The organism is Rhodocytophaga rosea, assembly GCF_010119975.1.
Classification (GTDB): Bacteria; Bacteroidota; Bacteroidia; order Cytophagales; family 172606-1; genus Rhodocytophaga; species Rhodocytophaga rosea.
Map to the genome: position 1 here is coordinate 6,965,908 of NZ_CP048222.1, position 22,430 is coordinate 6,988,337.

General features: G+C 42.2%; 19 protein-coding genes. 14 read left to right on the top strand and 5 right to left on the bottom strand.

Translation table 11 applies throughout. From position 1 onward, the window contains the following. Positions 1-136: 136 nt before the first annotated feature. Together lon and GXP67_RS28780 are read left to right on the top strand one after the other, a co-directional pair. A complete protein-coding gene (gene lon, locus GXP67_RS28775; RefSeq protein WP_162446334.1) occupies positions 137-2,518 on the top strand; it encodes an endopeptidase La in 2,382 nt (793 codons plus the stop codon). A 102-nt stretch (positions 2,519-2,620) separates the two neighbouring features. Next, positions 2,621-3,187, top strand: a complete 567-nt coding sequence (locus GXP67_RS28780; protein ID WP_162446335.1) for a sugar O-acetyltransferase — start codon at positions 2,621-2,623, stop codon at positions 3,185-3,187. A gap of 54 nt (positions 3,188-3,241) precedes the next feature. Here the strand turns inward: GXP67_RS28780 and GXP67_RS28785 are convergent, their stop codons facing one another. After that, the gene (locus GXP67_RS28785; RefSeq protein WP_162446336.1) at positions 3,242-3,652 is read right to left on the bottom strand and encodes a hypothetical protein; all 411 of its coding nucleotides are present in this window, start codon (positions 3,650-3,652) and stop codon (positions 3,242-3,244) included. A 94-nt stretch (positions 3,653-3,746) separates the two neighbouring features. Here GXP67_RS28785 and GXP67_RS28790 point away from each other — a divergent pair, with 94 nt between their 5' ends. Further along, positions 3,747-6,413, top strand: coding sequence for a valine--tRNA ligase (locus GXP67_RS28790; protein ID WP_162446337.1), 2,667 nt, complete (start codon positions 3,747-3,749; stop codon positions 6,411-6,413). Positions 6,414-6,523: 110 nt separating this feature from the next. Here the strand turns inward: GXP67_RS28790 and GXP67_RS28795 are convergent, their stop codons facing one another. Next, a complete protein-coding gene (locus tag GXP67_RS28795) occupies positions 6,524-7,285 on the bottom strand; it encodes an MBL fold metallo-hydrolase (protein WP_162446338.1) in 762 nt (253 codons plus the stop codon). Positions 7,286-7,510: 225 nt separating this feature from the next. On the opposite strand from GXP67_RS28795, the gene GXP67_RS28800 reads away from it, so the two are divergent. The 4 genes from GXP67_RS28800 to GXP67_RS28815 all read left to right on the top strand — a co-directional run bounded on the left by GXP67_RS28800 (position 7,511) and on the right by GXP67_RS28815 (position 10,381). Continuing rightward, positions 7,511-8,389 carry an SPFH domain-containing protein gene (locus GXP67_RS28800; protein ID WP_162446339.1) on the top strand — a complete coding sequence of 293 codons (879 nt, stop codon included), beginning with the start codon at positions 7,511-7,513 and terminating at the stop codon, positions 8,387-8,389. A gap of 181 nt (positions 8,390-8,570) precedes the next feature. Then, complete coding sequence (locus tag GXP67_RS28805; RefSeq protein WP_162446340.1) at positions 8,571-8,765, top strand: type II toxin-antitoxin system antitoxin; 195 nt, start codon at positions 8,571-8,573, stop codon at positions 8,763-8,765. A gap of 18 nt (positions 8,766-8,783) precedes the next feature. Next, complete coding sequence (locus tag GXP67_RS28810; protein ID WP_162446341.1) at positions 8,784-9,593, top strand: alpha/beta fold hydrolase; 810 nt, start codon at positions 8,784-8,786, stop codon at positions 9,591-9,593. Positions 9,594-9,784: 191 nt separating this feature from the next. Further along, positions 9,785-10,381, top strand: a complete 597-nt coding sequence (locus GXP67_RS28815; RefSeq protein WP_162446342.1) for a ferritin-like domain-containing protein — start codon at positions 9,785-9,787, stop codon at positions 10,379-10,381. Positions 10,382-10,564: 183 nt separating this feature from the next. On the opposite strand, the gene GXP67_RS28820 is transcribed toward GXP67_RS28815, so the two are convergent. Next, a complete protein-coding gene (locus tag GXP67_RS28820) occupies positions 10,565-12,484 on the bottom strand; it encodes a vWA domain-containing protein (RefSeq protein ID WP_162446343.1) in 1,920 nt (639 codons plus the stop codon). Positions 12,485-12,617: 133 nt separating this feature from the next. Here GXP67_RS28820 and GXP67_RS28825 point away from each other — a divergent pair, with 133 nt between their 5' ends. From GXP67_RS28825 to GXP67_RS28845, 5 genes are all read left to right on the top strand, one after another. Continuing rightward, positions 12,618-13,259 carry a hypothetical protein gene (locus GXP67_RS28825; RefSeq protein ID WP_162446344.1) on the top strand — a complete coding sequence of 214 codons (642 nt, stop codon included), beginning with the start codon at positions 12,618-12,620 and terminating at the stop codon, positions 13,257-13,259. Between the two features lie 149 nt (positions 13,260-13,408). Continuing rightward, a complete protein-coding gene (locus GXP67_RS28830; protein WP_162446345.1) occupies positions 13,409-13,996 on the top strand; it encodes an RNA polymerase sigma factor in 588 nt (195 codons plus the stop codon). After that, complete coding sequence (locus GXP67_RS28835) at positions 13,989-15,404, top strand: TonB family protein (RefSeq protein WP_162446346.1); 1,416 nt, start codon at positions 13,989-13,991, stop codon at positions 15,402-15,404. Before GXP67_RS28830 ends, GXP67_RS28835 begins: the two co-directional genes overlap by 8 nt. Before the next feature lie 295 nt (positions 15,405-15,699). Continuing rightward, entirely contained in the window at positions 15,700-16,143 is a 444-nt protein-coding gene (locus tag GXP67_RS28840) for a hypothetical protein (protein WP_162446347.1), read from the top strand. Between the two features lie 278 nt (positions 16,144-16,421). After that, positions 16,422-17,357 carry a sugar phosphate isomerase/epimerase family protein gene (locus GXP67_RS28845; RefSeq protein ID WP_162446348.1) on the top strand — a complete coding sequence of 312 codons (936 nt, stop codon included), beginning with the start codon at positions 16,422-16,424 and terminating at the stop codon, positions 17,355-17,357. Between the two features lie 263 nt (positions 17,358-17,620). On the opposite strand, the gene GXP67_RS28850 is transcribed toward GXP67_RS28845, so the two are convergent. Further along, complete coding sequence (locus GXP67_RS28850) at positions 17,621-18,457, bottom strand: maleylpyruvate isomerase N-terminal domain-containing protein (protein WP_162446349.1); 837 nt, start codon at positions 18,455-18,457, stop codon at positions 17,621-17,623. Between the two features lie 17 nt (positions 18,458-18,474). Next, positions 18,475-19,713 carry a diaminopimelate decarboxylase gene (lysA, locus tag GXP67_RS28855; protein ID WP_162446350.1) on the bottom strand — a complete coding sequence of 413 codons (1,239 nt, stop codon included), beginning with the start codon at positions 19,711-19,713 and terminating at the stop codon, positions 18,475-18,477. A 286-nt stretch (positions 19,714-19,999) separates the two neighbouring features. Between lysA and GXP67_RS28860 the strand changes: the two genes are divergently transcribed. Together GXP67_RS28860 and GXP67_RS28865 are read left to right on the top strand one after the other, a co-directional pair. Then, the gene (locus GXP67_RS28860; RefSeq protein WP_232064638.1) at positions 20,000-20,749 is read left to right on the top strand and encodes a 1-(5-phosphoribosyl)-5-[(5-phosphoribosylamino)methylideneamino]imidazole-4-carboxamide isomerase; all 750 of its coding nucleotides are present in this window, start codon (positions 20,000-20,002) and stop codon (positions 20,747-20,749) included. 346 nt (positions 20,750-21,095) lie between these two features. Further along, a complete protein-coding gene (locus tag GXP67_RS28865) occupies positions 21,096-22,427 on the top strand; it encodes an MFS transporter (protein WP_162446351.1) in 1,332 nt (443 codons plus the stop codon). Positions 22,428-22,430: the final 3 nt, after the last annotated feature.

Below are 22,430 nucleotides of genomic sequence, written 5' to 3' on the forward strand. Positions count from 1 at the left end.
ATTCAAACAAGAAGCTAACTTTTTATAATATGCCTGGTTTACTCATTTTAGCAAACTTGTAATTGTGTTAAGTACTGGGTATAGCCATCTGCTGGTCAGTACATCATGTTTTATGTACAATCATTTTGTTTATGTTATGGCTGAAGAAGAAGTTATAGATACTGAAGTAAGACCCAATGATCTGGTATTGGTATCAGAAGTTTTACCAGACCACCTGACAATCATTCCAATTGTGGAAAGCCCTGTTTTTCCCGGAATTACCTTACCATTAATTTTTACAGGCAAAAAATATGTAGAAGCCATCCGCCAGGCGCAGGAAAAACACCCTGCCGTATTGGGAGCCGTACTCACCCTGGAAATCGACGAAAATAATATTTTTAACTCTGCCCTCTATAATATCGGCACTACATTACGGATACTCAAAGTAAAGCACATCGGTGGAGACACTATGCAGGTATTTGTACAGGGCATTAACCGGTTTTCCTGTAAACGAGCTATCATCTCCAATGGAGAAACCATCCGGTGGGAAGTAAAATACCATACTGATCCGGAAGGGAAAGCAAGCGAAGAACTCAAGGCTTACTCCATGGCCATAATTTCTTCTGTCAGAGATGTTCTGGTATTAAATCCGATCTTTCAGGAGCAATTAAAAACGCTTCTATCGCAGATGACTTTTGAAAAGCCGGGTTTGCTGATGGATGTAGTGACCTCTATGCTTTCTGCCAACACAGAAAAATTGCAGGAAATTATAGAGGCATTTGACCTATATGAAAGAGGTTATAAGGTGATCCTCTTGCTGAAAGCGGAAAAGGAATTGCTGCAATTACAGCAGAAGATCAAAAGCCAGGTGGAAGAACAGATGAGTAAGCATCAAAAGGAATTTTTGTTACGGCAGCAGTTAAAAGTAATTAAACAGGAACTGGGAATTGAGAAAGATGGAAAAGCGGTAGAAATTGAGAAAATAGAGCAGAAGCTACAAAAAATTCAGTTGTCGGAGGAAGCCTCAATAATAGTACGCAGCGAAATGGACAGGCTGCAGATGCTGGAACCCACTTCTCCCGAATTCAATGTGAGCCGTACGTACCTGGAAGTGCTTACGGATCTGCCCTGGGGAGTATATTCACCGGATGTGTCGGATATCAAGCAGGCCAGAGCTATTCTTGATCAGGATCATTATGGACTGGAAGATGTAAAAGAAAGAATTCTGGAATTTATCAGCACCATTATCCGCCGGGGAAAACTCACTGGTTCCAATATATTACTGGTCGGTCCTCCGGGCGTTGGCAAAACGTCTATCGGCAAATCGATTGCTGCTGCATTGGGCCGTACATTTTTCCGCTTTTCGGTAGGAGGAATGCGGGATGAGGCCGAAATTAAAGGCCACCGCCGGACCTATATTGGAGCTATGCCAGGAAAACTCATCGAAAGCCTCCGCCGTACCGGAACGGCTAATCCGGTTATTATGCTGGATGAACTCGATAAAATGGGCGTGAGTTACCAGGGCGATCCTGGGTCTGCTTTGCTGGAAGTGCTCGATCCGGAACAGAATAATAATTTTCTCGACCATTACCTGGATGTCCGGTTTGATCTGTCGAATGTACTTTTTATAGCTACGGCCAACCAGCTGGATACTATTCCAGGTCCACTGCTCGACCGCATGGAAATTATTCATTTATCCGGCTATATTCTGGAAGAAAAACTGGCCATTGCCAAACGTTTTTTATTGCCGAGACAAAGGGAAGAACATGGGTTGTCGCCACAAGAAGTTACGGTTACCGATGAAGCCCTAGCCTACATTATTGACCGTTATGCCAGAGAAGCCGGTGTACGGAACCTGGAAAACCAGTTGAAAAAAATTATGCGCCATGTTACGCTCCGCCTGGCAGAAGGGGAAAACCAGACTTTTGTGGTGACACCAGAAAATACGGCAGATTATCTGGGCAAACCCATTTATTCCACAGAAGAATTATATAACCAGGATATACCCGGTGTGGTATTAGGACTGGCCTATACGCCCATGGGTGGCACGACTTTATACATTGAAGCCAATGCCATTAAGAGCAACACTGGTGGATTTAAACAAACCGGACAGCTGGGTAAAGTCATGCAGGAGTCGGCAGAAATCGCCTATTCATATATCCGGGCCAGAAATACGGATGGCATAAAAGACTTCTTCGATGAACATATCATTCACTTGCATGTACCGGCTGGTGCCACTCCTAAAGATGGGCCTTCTGCCGGAGTAACCATGGCCTTGGCATTGTATTCCCTGGCTACCCATCAGGCTTTGCCCAGGCAACTGGCCATGACCGGAGAACTTACACTTACCGGAAAAGTATTGCCTATCGGAGGGGTAAGGGAAAAAACCATTGCCGCCCGCAGGGTGGGTGTCCGTGAAATTATTTTACCCAAAGACAATCAGAAAGATTATGAGGAACTGCCTTCATATATCCGGGAGGGCATGCAGGTACATTATATAAATAGGTTTGATGATGTACTTTCAGTAGTTTTTTCATAAGTGGCAGTTCGCTTATTTACCTGGTTTGTATAATGGATATAAGAAGCAAAAACCTATATTGCAGCCTCTTTTACCTATTTCTTTACTCCAACTATCCTTACCATGAAAACAGAAAAACAAAAAATGCTGGACGGAGAATTGTATGATCCACTGGACAAAGTACTGGTTGATGAGCGCCTGCGTACCAGGTTGCTTATCAAGGAATTGAATGACACCAGAGAAGATCAGATTGAAGAGCGCACCCGTATTTTAAAGGACTTAATTCCCAATGCAGGAACAGGTTTATGGTTGCAGCCGCCGTTCTATTGCGACTATGGAAGTTATATGATTGTAGGCGAAAAAGTATTTTTCAATTTTAACTGTGTCGTGCTGGATGTAACCTATGTGAAGATCGGCAGCCGGACCTTATTTGGCCCGAATGTTCAGATTTATACAGCTACCCACCCTATGGATCATAAAGAAAGATCATCCGGAGTAGAATATGCCAAACCTATTACCATTGGCGAAGATGTATGGGTAGGAGGCAGTGCCGTGATCTGTCCGGGCGTTACCATTGGTGACCGTACCATTATCGGAGCAGGCAGTGTGGTTACCAAAGATATTCCCTCTGATGTGTTTGCTGCCGGAAATCCTTGCCGGGTGATCAGGCACTTAACGCCAAAAGAATAAATCACAGAAGAGGAGAGAGGAATCTATCTTCGTTCGCTTAACTGAAGAATATTTTTATTCAGCAGGATTCGTTTCTGGAAGTGCTGTAGGTATGATGGCTTTTTCTTTCGCTTTCTTTTTACCATACCAGAAAGCCCAAAGGCTGATTAGAGCGGACAGAATATACACTGCAGGCAAATATCTTTTGTGTTGCAGGTACAAATCAATGCTGGTAATGAAAAGGACGAGAACGCCGGTAAGTTGAAGCGCATCCAGGTGAGAGGATTTTAAACGCTGGACGAGAAAGGCGGCAATTATAAAAATACACCCGGCCACCAGATACAAGCCTCCAAAAAGATAGTTTCCCTGATCTAATAGATCCAGGCCGGCGAGAAAAGATGGAAAGCCACTTAACAGGAAAATGAGCCGGTTTAACTTATAAACTTCCCATTTTTTGAGAAGTTTTTTTGTTTCTGTTTTTGACATATCTCAAAATATACAAAGAAATTGAAAAGTATGTAAGCTGCTATCTGTTAAAATGTAAAAGATAGCTTAGTTTTGCAGTTTATTCTTATTGCCTATGCTGACGGAACTATCCAAAACCTATAATCCGGCTACTGTTGAAGATAAATGGTACCAATACTGGCTGGACCATAAATTTTTTGCTTCTTCGCCCAACCCGGATAAAGAGCCCTATACCATTGTGATTCCTCCGCCCAATGTAACCGGGGTTTTACACATGGGGCATATGCTCAATAATACTATCCAGGATGTACTGGTCCGCAAAGCACGTATGGAAGGAAAAGAAGCGCTGTGGGTGCCCGGAACCGATCATGCTTCTATCGCTACAGAAGCCAAAGTGGTGGCTATGCTGAAAGAAAGAGGCATTTCTAAAAAGGATATTTCCAGGGAGGAGTTCTTGAAATATGCCTGGGAATGGAAAGAGAAATATGGCGGAATTATTTTGCAGCAGCTCAAAAAATTAGGTGCTTCCTGCGACTGGGACCGTACCCGGTTTACGATGGAAGACGTAATGACTGAGTCAGTAATCGGTGTATTCGTAGACCTCTATAAAAAAGGCCATATTTACCGGGGTATTCGAATGGTCAACTGGGACCCCCAGGGAAAAACTGCCCTTTCCGATGAAGAGGTTATTTATAAAGATGTTCAATCCAAACTGTATTACATCCGGTATCAGCTTGCAGACAATCAACAATCAACAACCGGCAGCTATGTAACCATTGCCACTACGAGGCCGGAAACGATCATGGCAGACACTGCCGTTTGTATTAACCCCAATGACAAGCGGTATTTCCACCTGCATGGCAAAAAAGTACTGATTCCGCTCATCAACAAAGAAATTCCGATCATACTGGACGAATATGTGACGATGGATTTTGGAACCGGCTGCCTGAAAGTAACACCTGCCCATGACCTGAATGACTATGAACTTGGCCTGAAACACAAACTGCCGGTAGTAGATATTCTCAACGACGATGGTACTTTGAATGCCAATGCACAGATTTATGTAGGTATGGACCGGTTTGCGGTGCGTAAAAAGATTGCTGCTGACCTGGAAACTGCCGGGCAGATAGAAAAAGTTGAAGAATACAAAAGTAATATAGGCTATTCTGAGCGTACCAATGCGGTAATCGAACCGAAATTATCCCTACAGTGGTTTTTGAAACTGAGCGAAATTTCAAAGCCAGCCCTAGAAAATGTGATGAACGATACCATACGCTTGCATCCATCCAAGTTTAAAAATATGTATCGGAGCTGGATGGAAAATGTACACGACTGGTGTGTTTCCAGGCAGTTGTGGTGGGGGCAGCGGATTCCGGCCTATTACCTGCCCGATGGCTCTTTTGTAGTGGCCAGAAATGCAGAAGAAGCGCTCGAATTAGCAAAACAAACAGCCAATAACCAACAATTAACACCTAACGACCTTAACCAAGATGAGGATGTACTCGATACCTGGTTCTCATCCTGGCTGTGGCCGATAACGGTATTTGATGGGTTTAAAAATCCTGATAACCCGGATATTAACTATTATTATCCGACTAATGACCTGGTGTCGGCACCGGAAATTCTGTTTTTCTGGATTGCCAGAATGATCATTGCCGGATACGAATATAAGGGAGAAGCGCCATTCCGGAATGTATACCTGACTGGTATTGTACGCGACAAAGAAGGACGTAAAATGTCAAAGCAACTTGGAAATTCACCTGATCCTCTGGAACTGATCGAAAAATATGGGGCTGATGGAATCCGGACTGGTATGCTGTTTAGTTCGCCTGCCGGAAACGATTTGCTCTTTGATGAGAAATTATGCGAACAAGGCCGGAGTTTTACCACAAAAATCTGGAATGCTTTCCGGCTGGTAAAAGGATGGGAAGTAAAAGCAGAAACTACCTCGCAAGAAGCCCAGAGTAATCAGGTAGCAATTCAATGGTTTGAAGCCAGATTTAATGAAGCGCTGGCTGAAATAGAAGATCATTTCTCTAAATACCGCATGTCTGATGCTGTACTCAGCGTGCAAGACTTAGCTAAAGAAGATTTCTGCAACTGGTACCTGGAAATGGTAAAACCGCCGTATCAGCAGCCTATAGACAAAGCTACGTATGAGGCTACCCTTGATTTCTTTGAACGGGTACTAAAAGTAGTTCATCCCTTTATGCCCTTTATTACCGAAGAACTCTGGCATGAGATCAGGCCACGGGAAGATAAAGATTGTATTATTGTGGCTTCCTGGCCAAAGGTGGGCAAAACTGATACATCTGTAACGGCACAGGCTTCCATTGCTTTCGACATCATCAGGCAGGTCCGTAAAACCCGCGACACCAAAGGATTATCGCCTAAAACTTCGCTTGACTTACTAGTTTTGTGTAATAATCAGGACTTATACCAGAAATTCGGAGGTGTTATCCGGAAACTGGCCAATGTATCAGATATCCGGTTTGTAACTGATAAGGTAGAAGGTGCGGTTAATTTTGTTGTGAAGGGGGATGAGTTTTTTATTCCTCTGGAAGGCGATCTGGACGTAGCAGCTGAGCTTGAAAAAATAGAAAAAGAGCTGGAATATGCTAAGGGCTTTCTGGAGTCAGTTGATAAAAAACTTTCTAATGAGCGGTTTGTTGCAAATGCCAAAGAAAGTGTGGTAGCCGCAGAAAGGCAGAAAAAAGCCGATGCCGAGGTCAAAATCAAAGTACTGGAAGAAACCCTGAACAGATTAAGAGGTATGCAGTAATTCCAGAATAAGTAGTACGATTTAAACTGTTTTATAAAACATCAAAACCGCAAGATTTGTATGCTTGCGGTTTTGATGTTTCTAGAGATAAGATACTAATAACTACAAACTTATTGTTGTGGATACCAACTCCTGAGCCGCACTTCTATCTGCTTATTTGCCGCATTCACGGTTTGCTGGAAAGAATTCACATCAGCTAATCCTCCCTGTCCCCGGTAATGATAGGGATATACCACTTTCGGTTTGAAAGCTAGAACCGCATCGGCCGCCTGTTTTACATCCATCGTATAGGGCAGGTTCATACATACAAAGGCTACATCAATATTTTTCAGCGCACGCATTTCTTCAATATCCTCCGTATCGCCGGAAATATAGATATTTTTTCCGCCAATGGTTAACACATAGCCATTACCCCGTCCTTTGGTATGCCTGGAATCGGCTGTTTCCGGAAGGTTATACATAGGAATTGCTTTGATATCAATACCCAGCTGTTTGGTTGTTTTTCCATTATTCACTACGACTACTTCTTTTTTGATATGTTTCGCTAAAGAATCTGCTACGGCCTGAGGCACTACCATTGTTGCTTTGGAAAGGTCCAGGGCTTGCAGGGTTTTAACGTCCATGTGATCTCCATGAATATCGGTGATCAGTACCATATCCGGCGCAGGCAAACCTTCAAATCCGGCTGCGCCTCCATAGGGATCTACATAAATCACCTGATTATTCCAGGTGAGTACCAAAGTGCCATGCAACACCGGTTGAATGCTTAAATTGCCCTTACTAGTACTTAATTGATCTGCTGCCGGGCGCTGGGCTATTGCGGCATAAAAGGCAAGTGTAAATACAGCGACTAAAATGTGTTTCAACTTCATAGGTTTAGGAGGTGAATTAATTAAACAGATAAGTGGGATACTTTGTTTGCACGAATGCAGCGCAAACTTTTTCTAATATACAAATTCAGCTTCAAAAGCCCTTCTTAATTCTTACTCTAATTCCTGAGCTTGTTGACTCTCCAAAAATATCTGAGCCAAGTGCTTGACTGGTATTATTTATTTTAGTAGTATTATGATATCAAAATGATAGCAAATTATACTACTATGATCCAAGAATCTACCGTTAGGCCATTGTCAGCATATATCATGCTGGTGGTTTGTTTAGCCTTATTATTAATTACCATTCTGTTTCCTGCGCTTAATCTGTTAGGCAGGATGGAAGCCAGTATTATTGCGAGTGTAGTGAGTGGAGTGATATTGTTGTTTTTATCTGCCGGATTTATAATCAATAATCCCAATGAATCGAAAGTGCTGATTTTGTTTGGGGAGTACAAAGGCACCGTAAAAGACTATGGCTTTTTCTGGGCGAATCCTTTTCTGGTGAAAAAGAACGTTTCCCTGCGGGCACGTAACCTGAACGGCAGCCAGCTCAAGGTAAATGATAAGCTTGGGAATCCAATAGAAATTGCCGCTGTAATCGTTTGGCAGGTGCAGGATACCGCCAAAGCCATTCTGGAAGTAGACGATTACCAGCAGTTTGTAGTGGTGCAAAGCGAAGCGGCTGTAAGGCACCTGGCCAATGCATTTCCATACGACACTTTCGATGATGACCATGAGCCTGGATTAACTTTGCGTGCCGGTGCTGAAAAAGTGAATGAATTGCTCGAAATGGAACTGAATGTACGTCTGGCCAGGGCTGGTATCTTTGTAATCGAAGCCAGGATCAGCCACCTGGCCTATGCTTCAGAAATTGCCGGTGCCATGTTACAACGCCAGCAGGCCATTGCCGTAGTAGCTGCCAGACGTCAGATCGTGGAAGGAGCCGTAGGAATGGTGGAAATGGCCCTGGCCAAACTTTCTGAAAAGGAAATTGTGCACCTGGACGAAGAAAGAAAAGCAGCCATGGTGAGTAATTTACTGGTGGTATTATGCGGTGAAAAAGCGGTACATCCGATATTAAATGCAGGTACTTTGCATCATTAATAGAAGCGGGAGGATAGAAGTTGGACGTTTGGCTCCAAATCTGCAACAATGTCGAATTGCCAACAAGGAATAATGAATTCAGAAGATAAGCACTTCTTCATTTCTTGTTCTTTGTTGGGCGTTCGATATTCAAAAAGCTCTCCCATTTAATAAAAATATGTATTAACTGATTGCCCCGGGAATGGCACAAAAGAAATCATTTGTACTGCGGATCAATCCGGACACCCTGAAAGAACTCGAAAAATGGGCGGAAGATGAATTCCGCAGTGTGAACGGACAGATAGAATATTTGCTGCAAAAGGCACTGAAAGATCATGGCCGGGAGCCTAAGTTAAAAAGCAATCCGGAGGAAAATAATACCAGCACAGAGAAGTAATTTTCCTGATATATTGTTATGACAATTTCAGCTCCTTTCGTCCGGTTTTTCAGGTGGACTGCCGGATTATCCATCCGCAATAAAATCCGCTTCGTCTGGTTTACGCTGGTGAGTATTTTTATGGGATGGCTGGTTGTTTCGTACCAGGTGAGAGGCGTTGATGCAGCAATCATGAGCAGTGATCAGCAGGTGGTAGTGAGCAATACTGAGGAATCTATTACTTTTTCGCCAGCTCAACATATCCGCCCGCTTACATTTATCTTTTATCCAGGCGCTTTAGTGTCGGCTAAATCGTATGCCCCTTTTGCCAGAGCCATAGCTTTGCAGGGGTATACCACCATTATTGTAAAAATGCCTTTTCGCCTGGCAAGCTTTGGCCATGAAAAAGCTTTACAATTCATCAAAGAAAACAAAATACCGCAACAATGGGTAGTAGGCGGGCATTCGTTAGGAGCCGCTAAAGCCGCCCAGTTTGCTTTTGAACACCCGCAATTACTACAAGGACTGATTTTGATCGGCACTTCCCACCCCAGAGAATTGAATTTATCCGGCTTATCGCTGGACGTTACTAAAATTTATGGGAGCCTGGATGGAGTGGCTTCTGTAGAAGAGGTAATGGCCTATAAAAAGAATTTACCATCTCATTCGCAATTTATAGAAATAGAAGGCGGAAACCATGCCCAGTTTGGCTATTATGGTTCCCAGTTAGGCGATCACTCAGCCACGATCAGCAGAGAAAGGCAGCACGATCTGAGCATTAAAGCCACCTTACAATCTTTACAAAGAATAGAAAAAGCAGGCGCTCAAAAAATATCCGGAAACGACTGATAGTTAAAATTATAGAAGGAATAATTTAACTTCTACTTCAGTAAAGGATACGTTTTCTCCGGCAAAATCTTTTCAAAATAAACTAACCCTTTTGAAAAAATATCGTTTCAAACCATATCAATAAAGTTATATGGTATCCTTTTTTGGATATCGATATAGCGGATGTTCAACCCTAAAAACCTCATGAAGCTATGGCAAGCACCAGCGAAAACATTGTAGACACTCTACAGGAACTTACCGAATTTGTAAACGACAGAATTGAAGGCTACGAAACAGCCGTAAAAGAAAGTAAAAATTCAGAATACCAGGCATATTACCGGAAACTGGCCAGCCAGAGTACCGATTTTTCTAATGAACTGAATACATTTATCCGCAGCTATGGCGGCGAAATGGAAAGAGATACCACCCTGAAAGGTAAATTTTACCGCCAGTGGATGGATATTAAATCTACTTTTACCGGCCGGGATGAAGAATCCATTATCGGCTCTAATATTTATGGAGAAGAATGGGCCATTAAAGCATATAAAGATGCTCTGGATAATGGCAATTTGCCTCCGGAAATCCGCCAGGTAGTAGACCGTCAATATCAGTCTTCTCTGGAAACGTATAATCAGTTAAAAAGCATGAAAGATGTTACTGGCACTGCCAGCGATGTACGTTCTGATAATTCCAGCCTTGGTTCTGGTGCGAGTTCTACAGGATATTCTTCCGGAAGCACCGATTCCAGTAATTCAGGGTCTTCCCTGGGTGGCAACTTCTCTACTAGTGGGGACGCCAGAAACTATTAATAGATTCTTATTTATCTCGATGCATTGGGATATTTAATAAAAAAGCCGGTTCTCAAAAAGGACCGGCTTTTTGTTAGACTATGCTATAATATAAACTACCTACTTCAATCAATTCGTTGTTGGTTATTCAAAATGGATTTTCATTTACACTTACTCTAACAACTATCAACCAACAACTAAGCTCTATTTTCCGGCAATCCACTGGCAGGAACGAACCATATTGATAAATTCAGCCCGGTAGCCTTCTTTGTCTATTCCTTTGGCACCTTCAGCCAGGGCTACTACATCAAAATAATTGCTGGTGCCTTTAAACTCAGAATTACGCAACAACATACCAAACTGAGCTACCGCTGCCGAAAACCTAAAATTTTCAGAGGTCTTGGCAATACTTATATTTTCGTCTTTTACAGTGCTTGAAATCAGCTTGCTTTGCTGTCCATCCGGCTGTTTGTAGCGCAGTTTCAGGGTCATTAATTCACCTGAATGATAAGCGGCCGGCTCTACTTTATTTTTCTGGTATTTTAAGTCATCAATCGCAGGAACTGGCTGGGTAACTTCTTTCAGGCTAGTTGGAATAATTTCGTACAACGCCGTAACCGTATGTCCTGAACCTAATTCGCCGGCATCTTTTTTATCATTGTTAAAATCTTCGTTCTGTAAAACCCGGTTCTCATACCCGATCAGGCGGTAAGCTTTCACTTTGGCCGGATTAAATTCAAGCTGCAATTTTACGTCTTTGGCAATGGTAAACAAAGTGCCACCAAATTCATTTACCAGCACTTTCCTGGCTTCCATCATATTGTCTATGTAGGCATAATTTCCATTTCCTTTGTTAGCCAGAATTTCCATTTTGGAATCCTTATAATTGCCCATGCCAAAACCAAGCACCGTCAGGAATACACCAGTTTCCCGTTTTTCCTCGATCAGGCGTTCCATTTCTGCATTGCTGGAAGCACCTACATTAAAATCGCCATCGGTAGCCAGAATCACCCGGTTATTGCCTTCCTGAACAAAATTTTCTTTAGCGATTTTATAAGCCAGTTTAATTCCTTCGCCACCGGCAGTAGAACCACCAGCTTCAAGTTCGCTCAGTGCCTCCCGGATTTTCGCTTTATTGGCACCACTCGTAGAAGGCAGCACCATTCCGGCGGCTCCGGCATATACCACAATAGCTACTTTATCCTGCGGACGAAGCTCATCTACCAGCATACTAAAAGCAGATTTGAGCAAAGGTAATTTCTGGGGATCGCTCATCGAACCGGAAACATCTATCAGAAACACCAGGTTGGAGGCAGGCAGGTTTTCAGTGGCTACTTTTTTCCCTTGTAAACCAATGTGTACCAGGCGGTGCTCTTTATTCCAGGGACATTCAGAAATTTCTGTATTTACAGTAAACGGATCGTTACCTTTGGGCTGCGGATAATTGTAATTAAAATAGTTCACCATTTCCTCAATCCGTACTGCATCTTTAGGAGGCATTTGTCCCTGGCTGATAAAGCGGCGGATATTGCTGTAAGAAGCGGCGTCTACGTCAATAGAGAAGGTAGAAAGCGGATTTTTTATAACTTCTCTAAACCCGTTTTCCCGGATGGCATCATATTCTTCGGTATTGAACACTTCTTTCTTTTCCCTGTCCATAGGAGCCGAGTGAAAAGGAGCAGGAGCCATTTCATAAGCCATGTCCATTTGAGGCTGGGCACTCTTATTGGTTCTACCTGGTTTAGCTGTGGCTATTGAGCCGGTAACATTCTGCTTTTGTTGTATTCCGTAGCCAATTACAGTTACTTCCTGCAAAGACTTTACATCCGGAGAAAGTTTTGCATCTATTTTGGTTTTGGTTCCGGCTTTAATTTCTTGTGTAGTGTATCCGATATAGCTAAAAACCAGTACAACTTTGTCGCCCGAAACTTTGAGATTATACGTGCCATTGCTGTCGGTAATGGTGCCGGATTTAGTTCCTTTTACCAGTACATTTACACCGGGTAGGGGAGAGTTGTCATCGGCAGCAGTTACAGTTCCGGTTATGGTGCGTTCCTGCCTAAGGGCGATCATGTTTACAAAAGCAAAAACCACAATCGTAAGGGTGATGATATATTTTGTCATATCGTTAAGATTTTACAAGATGATGCGGGCTTTTTCAGGATTCCATAAAGCAGTGTATGAATTTTAAAATAAATTTAATAATCCTTATATTGGAGTAATGTAGATTTGCTTTGTATTGGCTACTATAAAAGAAATGAATAGAAGAACTTTGATACGAGTAGGAATTATTAACCTGATAGTAGGGGTACTAATCGTAAGTCCTTTTCTTCCAGGTCCCAGTTTTTTGAGTACGCCCATTAATTTTATTTCAAGCAGCATACAATTTTTGAGTATTCCGGCTCTTGTAGTCAGTCTGTTCGGTCTGGTGGGAACAATTATGGAAGTAAAAAAAGTTAGCAGAGACAAAACCTATAAGATCGGTGCGAGACCGCTGTTAATGCTCACTTTGCCAATCTTTTCCTTCCTGACAGTAATCTGGCTTTCTGACTTTGCTAGAACCTATAGCCGGGAAACGGCAATTGGAAGGGCAACTCCATTGATTATAGCAGTGGAAAAGTACAATAGAGACAAAGGATATTATCCAGTTTCTTTGGATCAGCTGAAAAAGGAATCTTATTTAAAATTTATTCCTTCACCTTGGATCATGGGTGTTGCTCAGTATCAGTACCAACCGACCGGCGACAGTTACAGGGTTTCTTTTTCTCAAAATGTAATCATGGGATTCAACTTTGAGATAGTCACGTATGATAAAAATGATAGTCACAAAGCTGAAGGTGAACTTGAAACACTTTATGTCACCAATACAAAGCATTGGAAGTATTACATTTATGACTAAAAATTACTATTGCCAATCTTTATTCACTTGACAATTGAAATACGCACTATCTATTATTGCAATTATTGCACTACCTAACAATTTAACTATTTAACAATAAAAATCATTTAACCCATCCAGCCATCCACATCATTTAACCAGCATATATTTTGTTTTTCAAACGATTCTCTAAACCAAAGCCTCCTGATGATAATGAACTGATCCGGCTTTACAGACGGACTTCGGATGCTGCCCATGCCGGAGAGTTATTTGAGCGCTATGTACACCTGGTATATGGAGTATGCATGAAATACCTGAAAAATGAGGAGGACAGCAAGGATGCGGTGATGCAGATTTTCGAGAAACTGCTGGTGGAGCTAAAAGTGCATGAAATTAGTAACTTTAAAAGCTGGCTGCATGTACTGGCCAAAAACCATTGTCTGATGTGGCTGCGTTCGGCCAGGGTACGGCACGAAAAGAACATTCTTACCTTTGAGGTGAGCGATGATATGGAAAATGACAAGGACCGGCATCTTATAGAAGACGATGATGGACTGGAAGATAACCTGGCATTGCTGGAAAAAGGAATACAAGTATTGCCAGCCGAACAAAAACAGTGCATAGAATTGTTTTATTTACAGCAGAAATGTTATAAGGAAATAGCTGACATTACGGGTTACGATCTCAAGAAAGTAAAAAGTTATATTCAGAACGGTAAACGTAACCTGAAGATCTATCTGGAAAAAGAGAATGAGTAAAAGCAAACAACATATGACCCTGCCGGATACCGAACATTTGTCCCTGGAACAGATGCAGGCATATCTGGACGATACCCTTCCTGGCAGGGGTATGCACCAGGTAGAACGACATCTGCTGGATTGTGAGCTTTGTTCGGATGCCTTTGAAGGATTATCTGCAATTCCGGAACCAGAACAGGCGCTTGATGCCGTTGCTCATATAAAGAAAAATATCCGCAAGAAAACCATGCGGCAGCCGGTGATCCGACGCAAACGGAAGCTGGTTACTGTTTTGTGGAAACCGATGAGTGTAGCGGCTTCTATCCTTATCCTGCTGACTGCCGTTTTTATCATCCTTCGCATTGATCGTAGGTTCAGAAAACCCAAAGAGCAGATATCCATGTCGGCACCGAAACAAGCGCCAGCATTACAGCCTGGCTCTGCTGCAAAGGAAGATATGAGTGCGGCCAAGCCTGAAGAGTTAATAACTCAGAACCAGCAATTATCTGCCCGGAATGAGCCGCAAGCATTTAAATCCGTTCCATTTACATTGTCAGAAAAAAAACCAGCTCCTGTAATAATAGAAGCAGAAAAGGAAGAAAGTATCGTGTCAGAGCAATTATCTGTAACAGAAGCAGTAAGTGCTCCCGCTCCCAGCCCTTCTTCAGATATTGAAGCTGATCTACTGGAAGAAGAAACAGCTCCGGCATTGCCCAGAGTGGCTGCCGTACCGGAAGCTAAACGGGCTAAAAAAGCAGATGAAGAGGTAACAACTCTAATCGCACCAACCCTGAGTTCACGTAAGCCAAGTGGTATTTCCCAGAGTTCGGTAATGATATACGGTACAGTCATTTCTGAAAGTTTTGAAACACCCTTGGCGGGTGTAACGGTTACAATAAAAGGCTCTGCTCAGACAGCTACAACCGATGAAGAAGGCAAGTTTAAGTTACTTGTTCCCCTGGAAAGCATTCTTGTTTTTAATTATATCGGCTATAATTCGGAGGAATCTGTGATCAAAAATCAGGAGCCGCTAAAAATTAAGCTAACTGAAGATATAAAGGCTTTGAATGAGGTGGCTGTAGTAGGTTATGGAACTGAGAAAAAATCTCTGGAAGATGCCGTGTTTACAAAACCGCTGCCGGTAAAAGGCTACTCTGATTTCAGGATTTATATGCGCAATAACCTTAGATACCCGGAAACTGCCAGGAAAAATAAAATTGAAGGAAATGTCCGGGTAGAGTTTTGGGTAAATGCGGATAGTACGCTCTCTGATTTTACCATCAAAAAAGGACTAGGCTATGGCTGCGATGAAGAAGCCATCCGCCTTATTAAAGAAGGACCTGCCTGGAAACCCGGCCTCCAGAACAATGTTCCCACCAGACAAAGGTTTATCGTGATTGTGCCTTTCAAACTGAAAGAGGAGAAGTAAAATAACAGGTTATTGAGTGTTAGAGGCACACAAAATGAGAAGTACAATTTCTATATTGATAATATTGACAATAGTTAGTTGTCAACCAAAAATCTCAAAATCTGACCAAGTACTGATCGAAACCGTCAGGAAAATTTCGTCGGATATCGAAGAAATGAATCAAACAAGGAACTACATATTAGACTCAGTATTTCTTGATTATGACTTTCAAACTCAATTGAAACACGGATATAGACTTGAATATCGAGTATTTACTGAGTTAAATAATTCAGATACGCTTTAAACAATCTTTCTCATGAAAGATACCACTGAAATTAAGGATTTAAACGGTGGTAGTAGTTACGGATTATCAAAGAAGAATATTGGATATGTAGGAGCAGATTTTGACAGTTCTTTTGTTTTTGTACAATCATTTGGTTCCGGCAACCCTCATATTATACAGCTAATAGACAAGAGAACAGGAAAAGAGTTACGTAAAGGTACTTGGGTAGATGCAAATGATAAAGAACAAATCCTCTTGTACTTAGAAGATGAACACGAAGAGTTAGAAGTACTGAAAATATATGATGTTAAAAACGATAATGAAATAATTGTAAGTGACTTCAAAAACTCAAAATGTGTCCAAAATGTAATCGGTGGACTACGAAATTGTGTGGAAATTGATACTGTGACTATGAATGAAATAGCATTAAAAGTTGATATAGATAATGAAAAAATAATAAAACGATACCCCCGCTAACCTTAAATTATCTCTCTTTAGTTTTACAGGACAAAAGCTAAAGCTCAAACTGTTGAAAAAAGCTTTCTGAATTCAATTCTTATAAATAAATTATATACTCCATTTCATATCCACTTGTAGGGACCAAAATCTAACATTCCCAAAAACACATTCGTCTCACCATTGATTCTCTCGCCATTTTTTAGTTTCTTGCATTTGTATCATTTTTTATTGCCTGATTCCAAGCATAAATATAGAACGATAGCTTTATTTTTAATTACCGAAACACACTACTTCCCATGTCTGATTCTACCATCAACCGCCGCGATACATTAAAGTTTTTGGGTGCTTCTGCCGGAGTGGCCCTATTGCCGCAAACCTCTCAAGCTAAGCCAGCACCAGCACAGCCATTTATTTACTCATTAAACATGAGCACCATCCGGGGCCATCAGTTAGGTTTGGTGAAAGAGCTGGAAACAGCCTCTAAAGCTGGATTCCGTTCGGTAGAAATCTGGATGGATTCTTTCAATACCTATGTTGAAAAAGGGGGTACCATTGCCGATCTGAACAAACGCCTCAAAGACCTGGGCTTAAAGGTTGAAAACTGTATCGGATTTGCCCAGTGGATCGTAGATGATGAGGCAACCAGGCAAAAAGGCGTGGAGCAGCTGAAAAAGGAGATGGATATGCTGGCCAGCATTGGCTGTTTCCGTACCGCAGCCCCACCCATGGGTGCTACCAAAGATCCCGGTCTTGACCTGAAAAGAGCCGCAGAACGTTATAATACCATCCTGGAATTAAGCAAACAAACCGGTGTAGTCCCGCAACTCGAACTCTGGGGATTTTCTCAAAACCTCAACCGCTTGAGTGATGTTCTCTATGTAGCCACTGAGAGCGGACATTCTTCTGCCAGACTATTGCTGGATGTGTACCATATTTATAAAGGTGGTACAAGTTTGGATAGCCTGCACCTGGTAGGAAAAGCTGGTTTGGAAGTTTTCCACATTAATGATTATCCAGCCAATATTGCCCCTGAAAATATTTCCGATCCCGACCGTATTTATCCCGGCGATGGCGTAGCACCCATCCGCCAGATTTTGCAGCATGTCCGCCGGCCAGATAAGCCTGTGGTGCTTTCCTTTGAGGTATTCAACAAAACCTATTACAGCCAGGATGCATTATTAGTGTGCAAAACTGCTCTTTCCAAGATGAAAGCCATCACACAGGGAGTGTAAAATAATTACGAATTACGAATTACGAATTACGAATTACGAATTACGAATTACGAATTACGAATTACGAATTACGAATTACGAATTACGAATTACGAATTACGAATTACGAATTACGAATTACGAATTACGAATTACGAATTACGAATTACATTCCTTTAAAAGCTTATTCGGGAACCTGGATTTACAGGAGTCAGGGATTGGCAGGATTTCATTTATCTTAATCCTGTTAATCTTCTAATCCGATACATCCCGGTTCCAGAGGATTACGCCATAACTGCCAGCATATGGAAAATATGTTCGCCATATGTTTGTTTACCCTGGATTTGTACATAGGGACGGGCTTGATCGGCTTTGAGTCCTTTGGTAAAAATCTGCCAGGCTTTTTCTTTGTCTAACAGGATTTCGCAAACTGGTGGAATAGTACAGGAAGTCAGTAATTCCCAGGTTTCTCCATTGTGCCACAAGTACCAGCTTCCATTTCCACCGGAAACCGTAAACTGGATCACTTCATCTTTTTGTCCGGCAACAGAACGGTAATGATAGGGGAGGGCACGCATGGAAGTATCCAGAAAAGGAAAATATAAAGGTGTCTGCAGTAATTCTGCTTCCTGACCAACAGCTAATCTGACCTGCTGCTGGTGATGCCATTTTTCGGTGTATTCCCTGGCAATATGAAACCAGTTGGGAGAAGTTTGCTCACCAGCCCAGCCTACAGAAAAAATCGCTTCTCCAAAAGGATCTAATGTTCTAGCATGTTCATAATAAGCGTTGGCAGTGAGGTCCAGCAAGCTAATCATGAGTTCCGGACTGATTCGTTTGGCGGCCTGTACCCAATCAGCATTTAACTTGTTCAGAAAGCCAACCAGATCCTGGTAGGAATGGATCTCACCCGGACTTACGCCAAAATAGTTATCCCTGGACATAGAAACGCCGCGGATATTTCCGTCGAGCAGGTGGGCCGCAATATCTTTCACTTTCCAGAGGGGTGCAATGGTTTGTTTCTCCCAATCTTCTCTGCAAAGGGAACGTAATACTTCTGTAAGTTTACGGTCAATCACCGGAAATAAATCCAGGGTAAATATGGGGCCAGCTTTCTGCATAAATAATGGATCTATCACTAGCTTTCCCAGTCGGCAACTACCTGGTTTTTGATCAGGTCTTCCAGTTCTTCCCGCTTGCGGATGAGTTTGGCCTGTCCTTTATATACCATTACTTCAGCCGGACGAAGGCGGGAATTATAGTTGGAACTCATGCTGAACCCATAAGCTCCTGCATTTTTAATGGCAATAATATCACCCTCCCTGACTTCGTTCAATTCCCGGTTAGCACCCAGGGTGTCCGTTTCGCAGATATATCCCACCACCGTATATTCCTGCTGTGGGCCATCCGGGTTTGAAATATTCACTATGTCGTGATAAGCATCGTACATCATTGGACGAATCAGGTGGTTCATGCCGGAATCAACCTGTACAAATACGGTGGTTGGCGCTTTTTTAACCACATTTGTTTTTACCAGAAGTAATCCTGCTTCACTCACCAGAAATTTGCCTGGTTCAAACCAGATTTCCAGGTTTTTGCCATAACGTTCACAAAAAGCCAGAAAAGCATCTTTTAATTTCGCACCCAGTTCGTGAATGTTCGTGGTATGATCCCCTTTTTTGTAAGCTACTTTAAAACCTCCGCCAAAATTTATAAACCGCAGATGCTTAAATTGCATAGCGGCATCAAACAAAATAGCCGCTGTTTGCAAAAATACATCTGCATCTTTCAGGTCGGAGCCGGTGTGAACATGCAAGCCTGCGATTTTGATCTGGTAGTTGTTTACAATTTCCAGAATCTGGGAAAGCTGGGAAATGGAAATGCCAAATTTAGAATTAATATGTGCTACCTGGATTTTCGCATGTCCGCCAGCAACAATATGCGGATTCAGGCGCAGGCTGCAGGATAGTTTATCTGCATACAACTGGCCAAAGTGCTCAAGCATAGGCAGGTTGTCTATACCGATATTAATGCCTAGTTCAATGGCTTCCTGCATTTCCTGAAAAGAAACACCATTGGGGGTGAACATAATTTCTTCTGGCGCAAAACCGGCCATTAAACCAAGCCTGGCTTCCTGAATGGAAACTACATCGATTCCTACCTGCTGACTTTTCATCAGTTTTAATATCGAAATATTAGTTAGGGCTTTGGCCGCATATTTAAGCCGGAGCGGTAAGCCTGAAAAAGCCGTGCGCAGACTTTGTATCTTTTCAAGGATTGCATCGGCATCATATATATATAGAGGGGTTCCAAATTCCTGGCAAATATCTTCAAGGTTAAGTCCCTGGATCTGGTAATGGTGATTCACAAGTTGCATGGATAAGAAATTTTGGCTGCAAAGATACAGGAAAGCGATTATTTTGGAATAAAATCAAGGATGTAGAAAAAAATATTTGTAGAATAATAACTGTATTTTTCTTATGTCTCTCTCAAAAAATAAAATTTTGCAAGGCCATATTTGATTTAGATGAAAAAGTTGTAAATTCATCTTCCCATTACTATAAATAAGGTAAATGGATGCAAAATAGTAATCTTTCATTGTTCTTGCTATTCACTAAAACATCTTATTTATTGTACTATTTTTACAAATAATATAAACAAATATGAAAGCGGCTCAATCTATGATACAAATCATTCCGTCTATTACGATCTACAAAGGCAAATGTGTTAAAATGGCTCCCGGTGATTTTGAAAATGCCGAGGTATTTGACAATGATCCTATAGAGCTGGCTCAATCCTTTGAGGATCATGGTATTAAAAGGCTTCAACTGGTTGACCTGGATGGAGCTAAACGGGGCAGGGTTGTAAATCATAATATACTTCGGATGATCACCAGTTATACCAACCTGGCGGTAGATTTTTCCGGGGGCATTCTTACGGATTCTGATGTGCGGATCGCTTTCGAAAATGGCGCCAAGTATATTACGGCGGATAATGTGGCGGCAAATGAGCGCAATTTCTTTGCTTCGTGGGTAGTGAGTTACGGACGTGAAAAAATTGTACTGTCGGGTGATGCCAGGGACGGAAAAATTGTAACGCATGGATGGCAGAAAAAAACGGATATTGATCTGATGGAATTTCTCGGATACTTTGTAGAACGGGGGATCAAATATGTAAAATGTACTGATCTGAACCAGGTAGGTCAAATGCAAGGCCCTGCCTTTGACCTCTATAAAAACATACTGGAAACCTATCCTGATATTTATTTACTGGCAAGCGGAGGGGTTCGTTCAATAGACGACATTATTAAACTGGAGGAAATCGGCGTACATGGGGTTATGTTCAGTACGGCTTATTATCAGGGTAAAATCGACCTGAAAGACCTGGAAAAAATGATTGTGCAAGCGAGTTAAAGATATTTTAGTTTTTCATTGGGCTAAACTTTTAAACCCGTAGGTAATTCCACTTGCGGGTTTTGTTTTTCTCAGGAAACAGATTTTTGCTATACGACCAGTATATAGATGGGCATTATTTAACAATCCGTTTAGAACAAATTTATAGGAGGATAGTTTAGCAAAAAAAGCCATGAAAAGCTAAATAAACAATTTGCCTGAGATTAGTTTAATTATAAAAAAACTTAGCTAAATTTAAATTCTTGTGTAAACGTGTACGTGCTATTAACCCACCTGTGTAGAAGCCTTTTATATGACGACCACTAATGTAAGAAAACCTTCACTTAGCTTTTGGCAGATCTGGAATATGAGTTTCGGATTCCTCGGGATTCAGTTCGGCCTTGGCTTACAAAATGCCAATATGAGCCGGATCTTTCAAACTTTAGGTGCCAATATTGACGATATTCCTATCTTGTGGATAGCTGCCCCAACCACCGGACTTCTCATTCAGCCTATTATAGGATACATGAGTGACCGTACCTGGAACGGATTGGGCCGCAGAAGGCCCTATTTTCTGGCTGGTGCCATACTGGCTTCATTGGCATTGATTGTTATGCCTAATTCAAGTGTGCTTTGGGTCGCTGCTGGATTACTCTGGATTCTGGATGCTTCTATCAATATTTCTATGGAACCTTTCCGGGCATTTGTAGCCGATATGCTTCCTTCTGAACAGCGAACTACTGGGTTTGCCATGCAGAGTTTCTTTATTGGTACTGGTGCAGTAGTAGCTTCTGCCTTGCCTTATGTGATGAATAACTGGTTTGGTGTGGCCAATACTGCCGCGGCAGGAGAGATTCCGCTTTCTGTGGAGTATTCTTTTTACCTGGGTGCTATTGCTTTTATTGGCGCCGTAATATGGACAGTTGTCAAAACAAAAGAATATCCGCCAGACCATTTTAGAGCCTTTCATGGTGAAGCGGCAGATGCGGAGCATACCTCTGGGGGGATTAGGGAAGTATTCGATGATTTTGTCCGGATGCCCAAAACCATGCAGCAACTGGCGGTGGTGCAGTTTTTTTCCTGGTTTGCGCTTTTTGCGATGTGGATCAATACTACGCCTGTGGTTACTGAATATACTTTTGGCTCTACCGATACTACTTCCAAATTGTACAATGAAGGGGCCGACTGGGTAAATATTATGTTTGCCGTATATAATGGTGTGGCTGCCTTATGTGCATTTTTATTGCCGGTAATGGCCCGCCGGACCAGCCGGAAAACGGTACACATCATCAGCCTGATTATGGGTGGCCTGGGACTAGCTTCCATATTCTTTGTGAGAAACCAGTATGCTTTAATTCTGTCGATGGTAGGTGTGGGTGTCGCCTGGGCTAGCATACTTTCTATGCCCTATGCGATTCTGGCCGGAGCTTTACCGCCCAAGAAAATGGGGATGTACATGGGTATTTTCAACTTCTTTATTGTATTGCCGCAAATTGTAGCCGCCGGAATCCTGGGTTTTTTTATCCGGAATGTATTTAATGGTGAAGTGGGCTTTACTATGCTGCTAGGCGGAATTTCTATGGGAATTGCAGCGCTGATGGTGTTTTTTGTACGGGATGTGGATGATGTGGTGGCCACTGCGCCGGCAGAGTTCCGGGATACGATCACTAAAGACCTAAAAGTGGAGCGCAGCAGTTGATTT

Bases quoted from the DNA above. Each gene is read 5' to 3' on its own strand.
- GXP67_RS28780 (WP_162446335.1), top strand. From the start codon at position 2,621: ATGAAAACAGAAAAACAAAAAATGCTGGACGGAGAATTGTATGATCCA.
- GXP67_RS28790 (WP_162446337.1), top strand. From the start codon at position 3,747: ATGCTGACGGAACTATCCAAAACCTATAATCCGGCTACTGTTGAAGAT.
- GXP67_RS28825 (WP_162446344.1), top strand. From the start codon at position 12,618: ATGAATAGAAGAACTTTGATACGAGTAGGAATTATTAACCTGATAGTA.
- GXP67_RS28845 (WP_162446348.1), top strand. From the start codon at position 16,422: ATGTCTGATTCTACCATCAACCGCCGCGATACATTAAAGTTTTTGGGT.
- lysA (WP_162446350.1), bottom strand. From the start codon at position 19,713: ATGCAACTTGTGAATCACCATTACCAGATCCAGGGACTTAACCTTGAA.
- GXP67_RS28865 (WP_162446351.1), top strand. From the start codon at position 21,096: ATGAGTTTCGGATTCCTCGGGATTCAGTTCGGCCTTGGCTTACAAAAT.
- GXP67_RS28800 (WP_162446339.1), top strand. From the start codon at position 7,511: ATGATCCAAGAATCTACCGTTAGGCCATTGTCAGCATATATCATGCTG.
- GXP67_RS28835 (WP_162446346.1), top strand. From the start codon at position 13,989: ATGAGTAAAAGCAAACAACATATGACCCTGCCGGATACCGAACATTTG.
- GXP67_RS28785 (WP_162446336.1), bottom strand. From the start codon at position 3,652: ATGTCAAAAACAGAAACAAAAAAACTTCTCAAAAAATGGGAAGTTTAT.
- lon (WP_162446334.1), top strand. From the start codon at position 137: ATGGCTGAAGAAGAAGTTATAGATACTGAAGTAAGACCCAATGATCTG.
- GXP67_RS28820 (WP_162446343.1), bottom strand. From the start codon at position 12,484: ATGACAAAATATATCATCACCCTTACGATTGTGGTTTTTGCTTTTGTA.
- GXP67_RS28795 (WP_162446338.1), bottom strand. From the start codon at position 7,285: ATGAAGTTGAAACACATTTTAGTCGCTGTATTTACACTTGCCTTTTAT.
- GXP67_RS28815 (WP_162446342.1), top strand. From the start codon at position 9,785: ATGGCAAGCACCAGCGAAAACATTGTAGACACTCTACAGGAACTTACC.
- GXP67_RS28840 (WP_162446347.1), top strand. From the start codon at position 15,700: ATGAAAGATACCACTGAAATTAAGGATTTAAACGGTGGTAGTAGTTAC.
- GXP67_RS28805 (WP_162446340.1), top strand. From the start codon at position 8,571: ATGGCACAAAAGAAATCATTTGTACTGCGGATCAATCCGGACACCCTG.
- GXP67_RS28860 (WP_232064638.1), top strand. From the start codon at position 20,000: ATGAAAGCGGCTCAATCTATGATACAAATCATTCCGTCTATTACGATC.
- GXP67_RS28810 (WP_162446341.1), top strand. From the start codon at position 8,784: ATGACAATTTCAGCTCCTTTCGTCCGGTTTTTCAGGTGGACTGCCGGA.
- GXP67_RS28850 (WP_162446349.1), bottom strand. From the start codon at position 18,457: ATGCAGAAAGCTGGCCCCATATTTACCCTGGATTTATTTCCGGTGATT.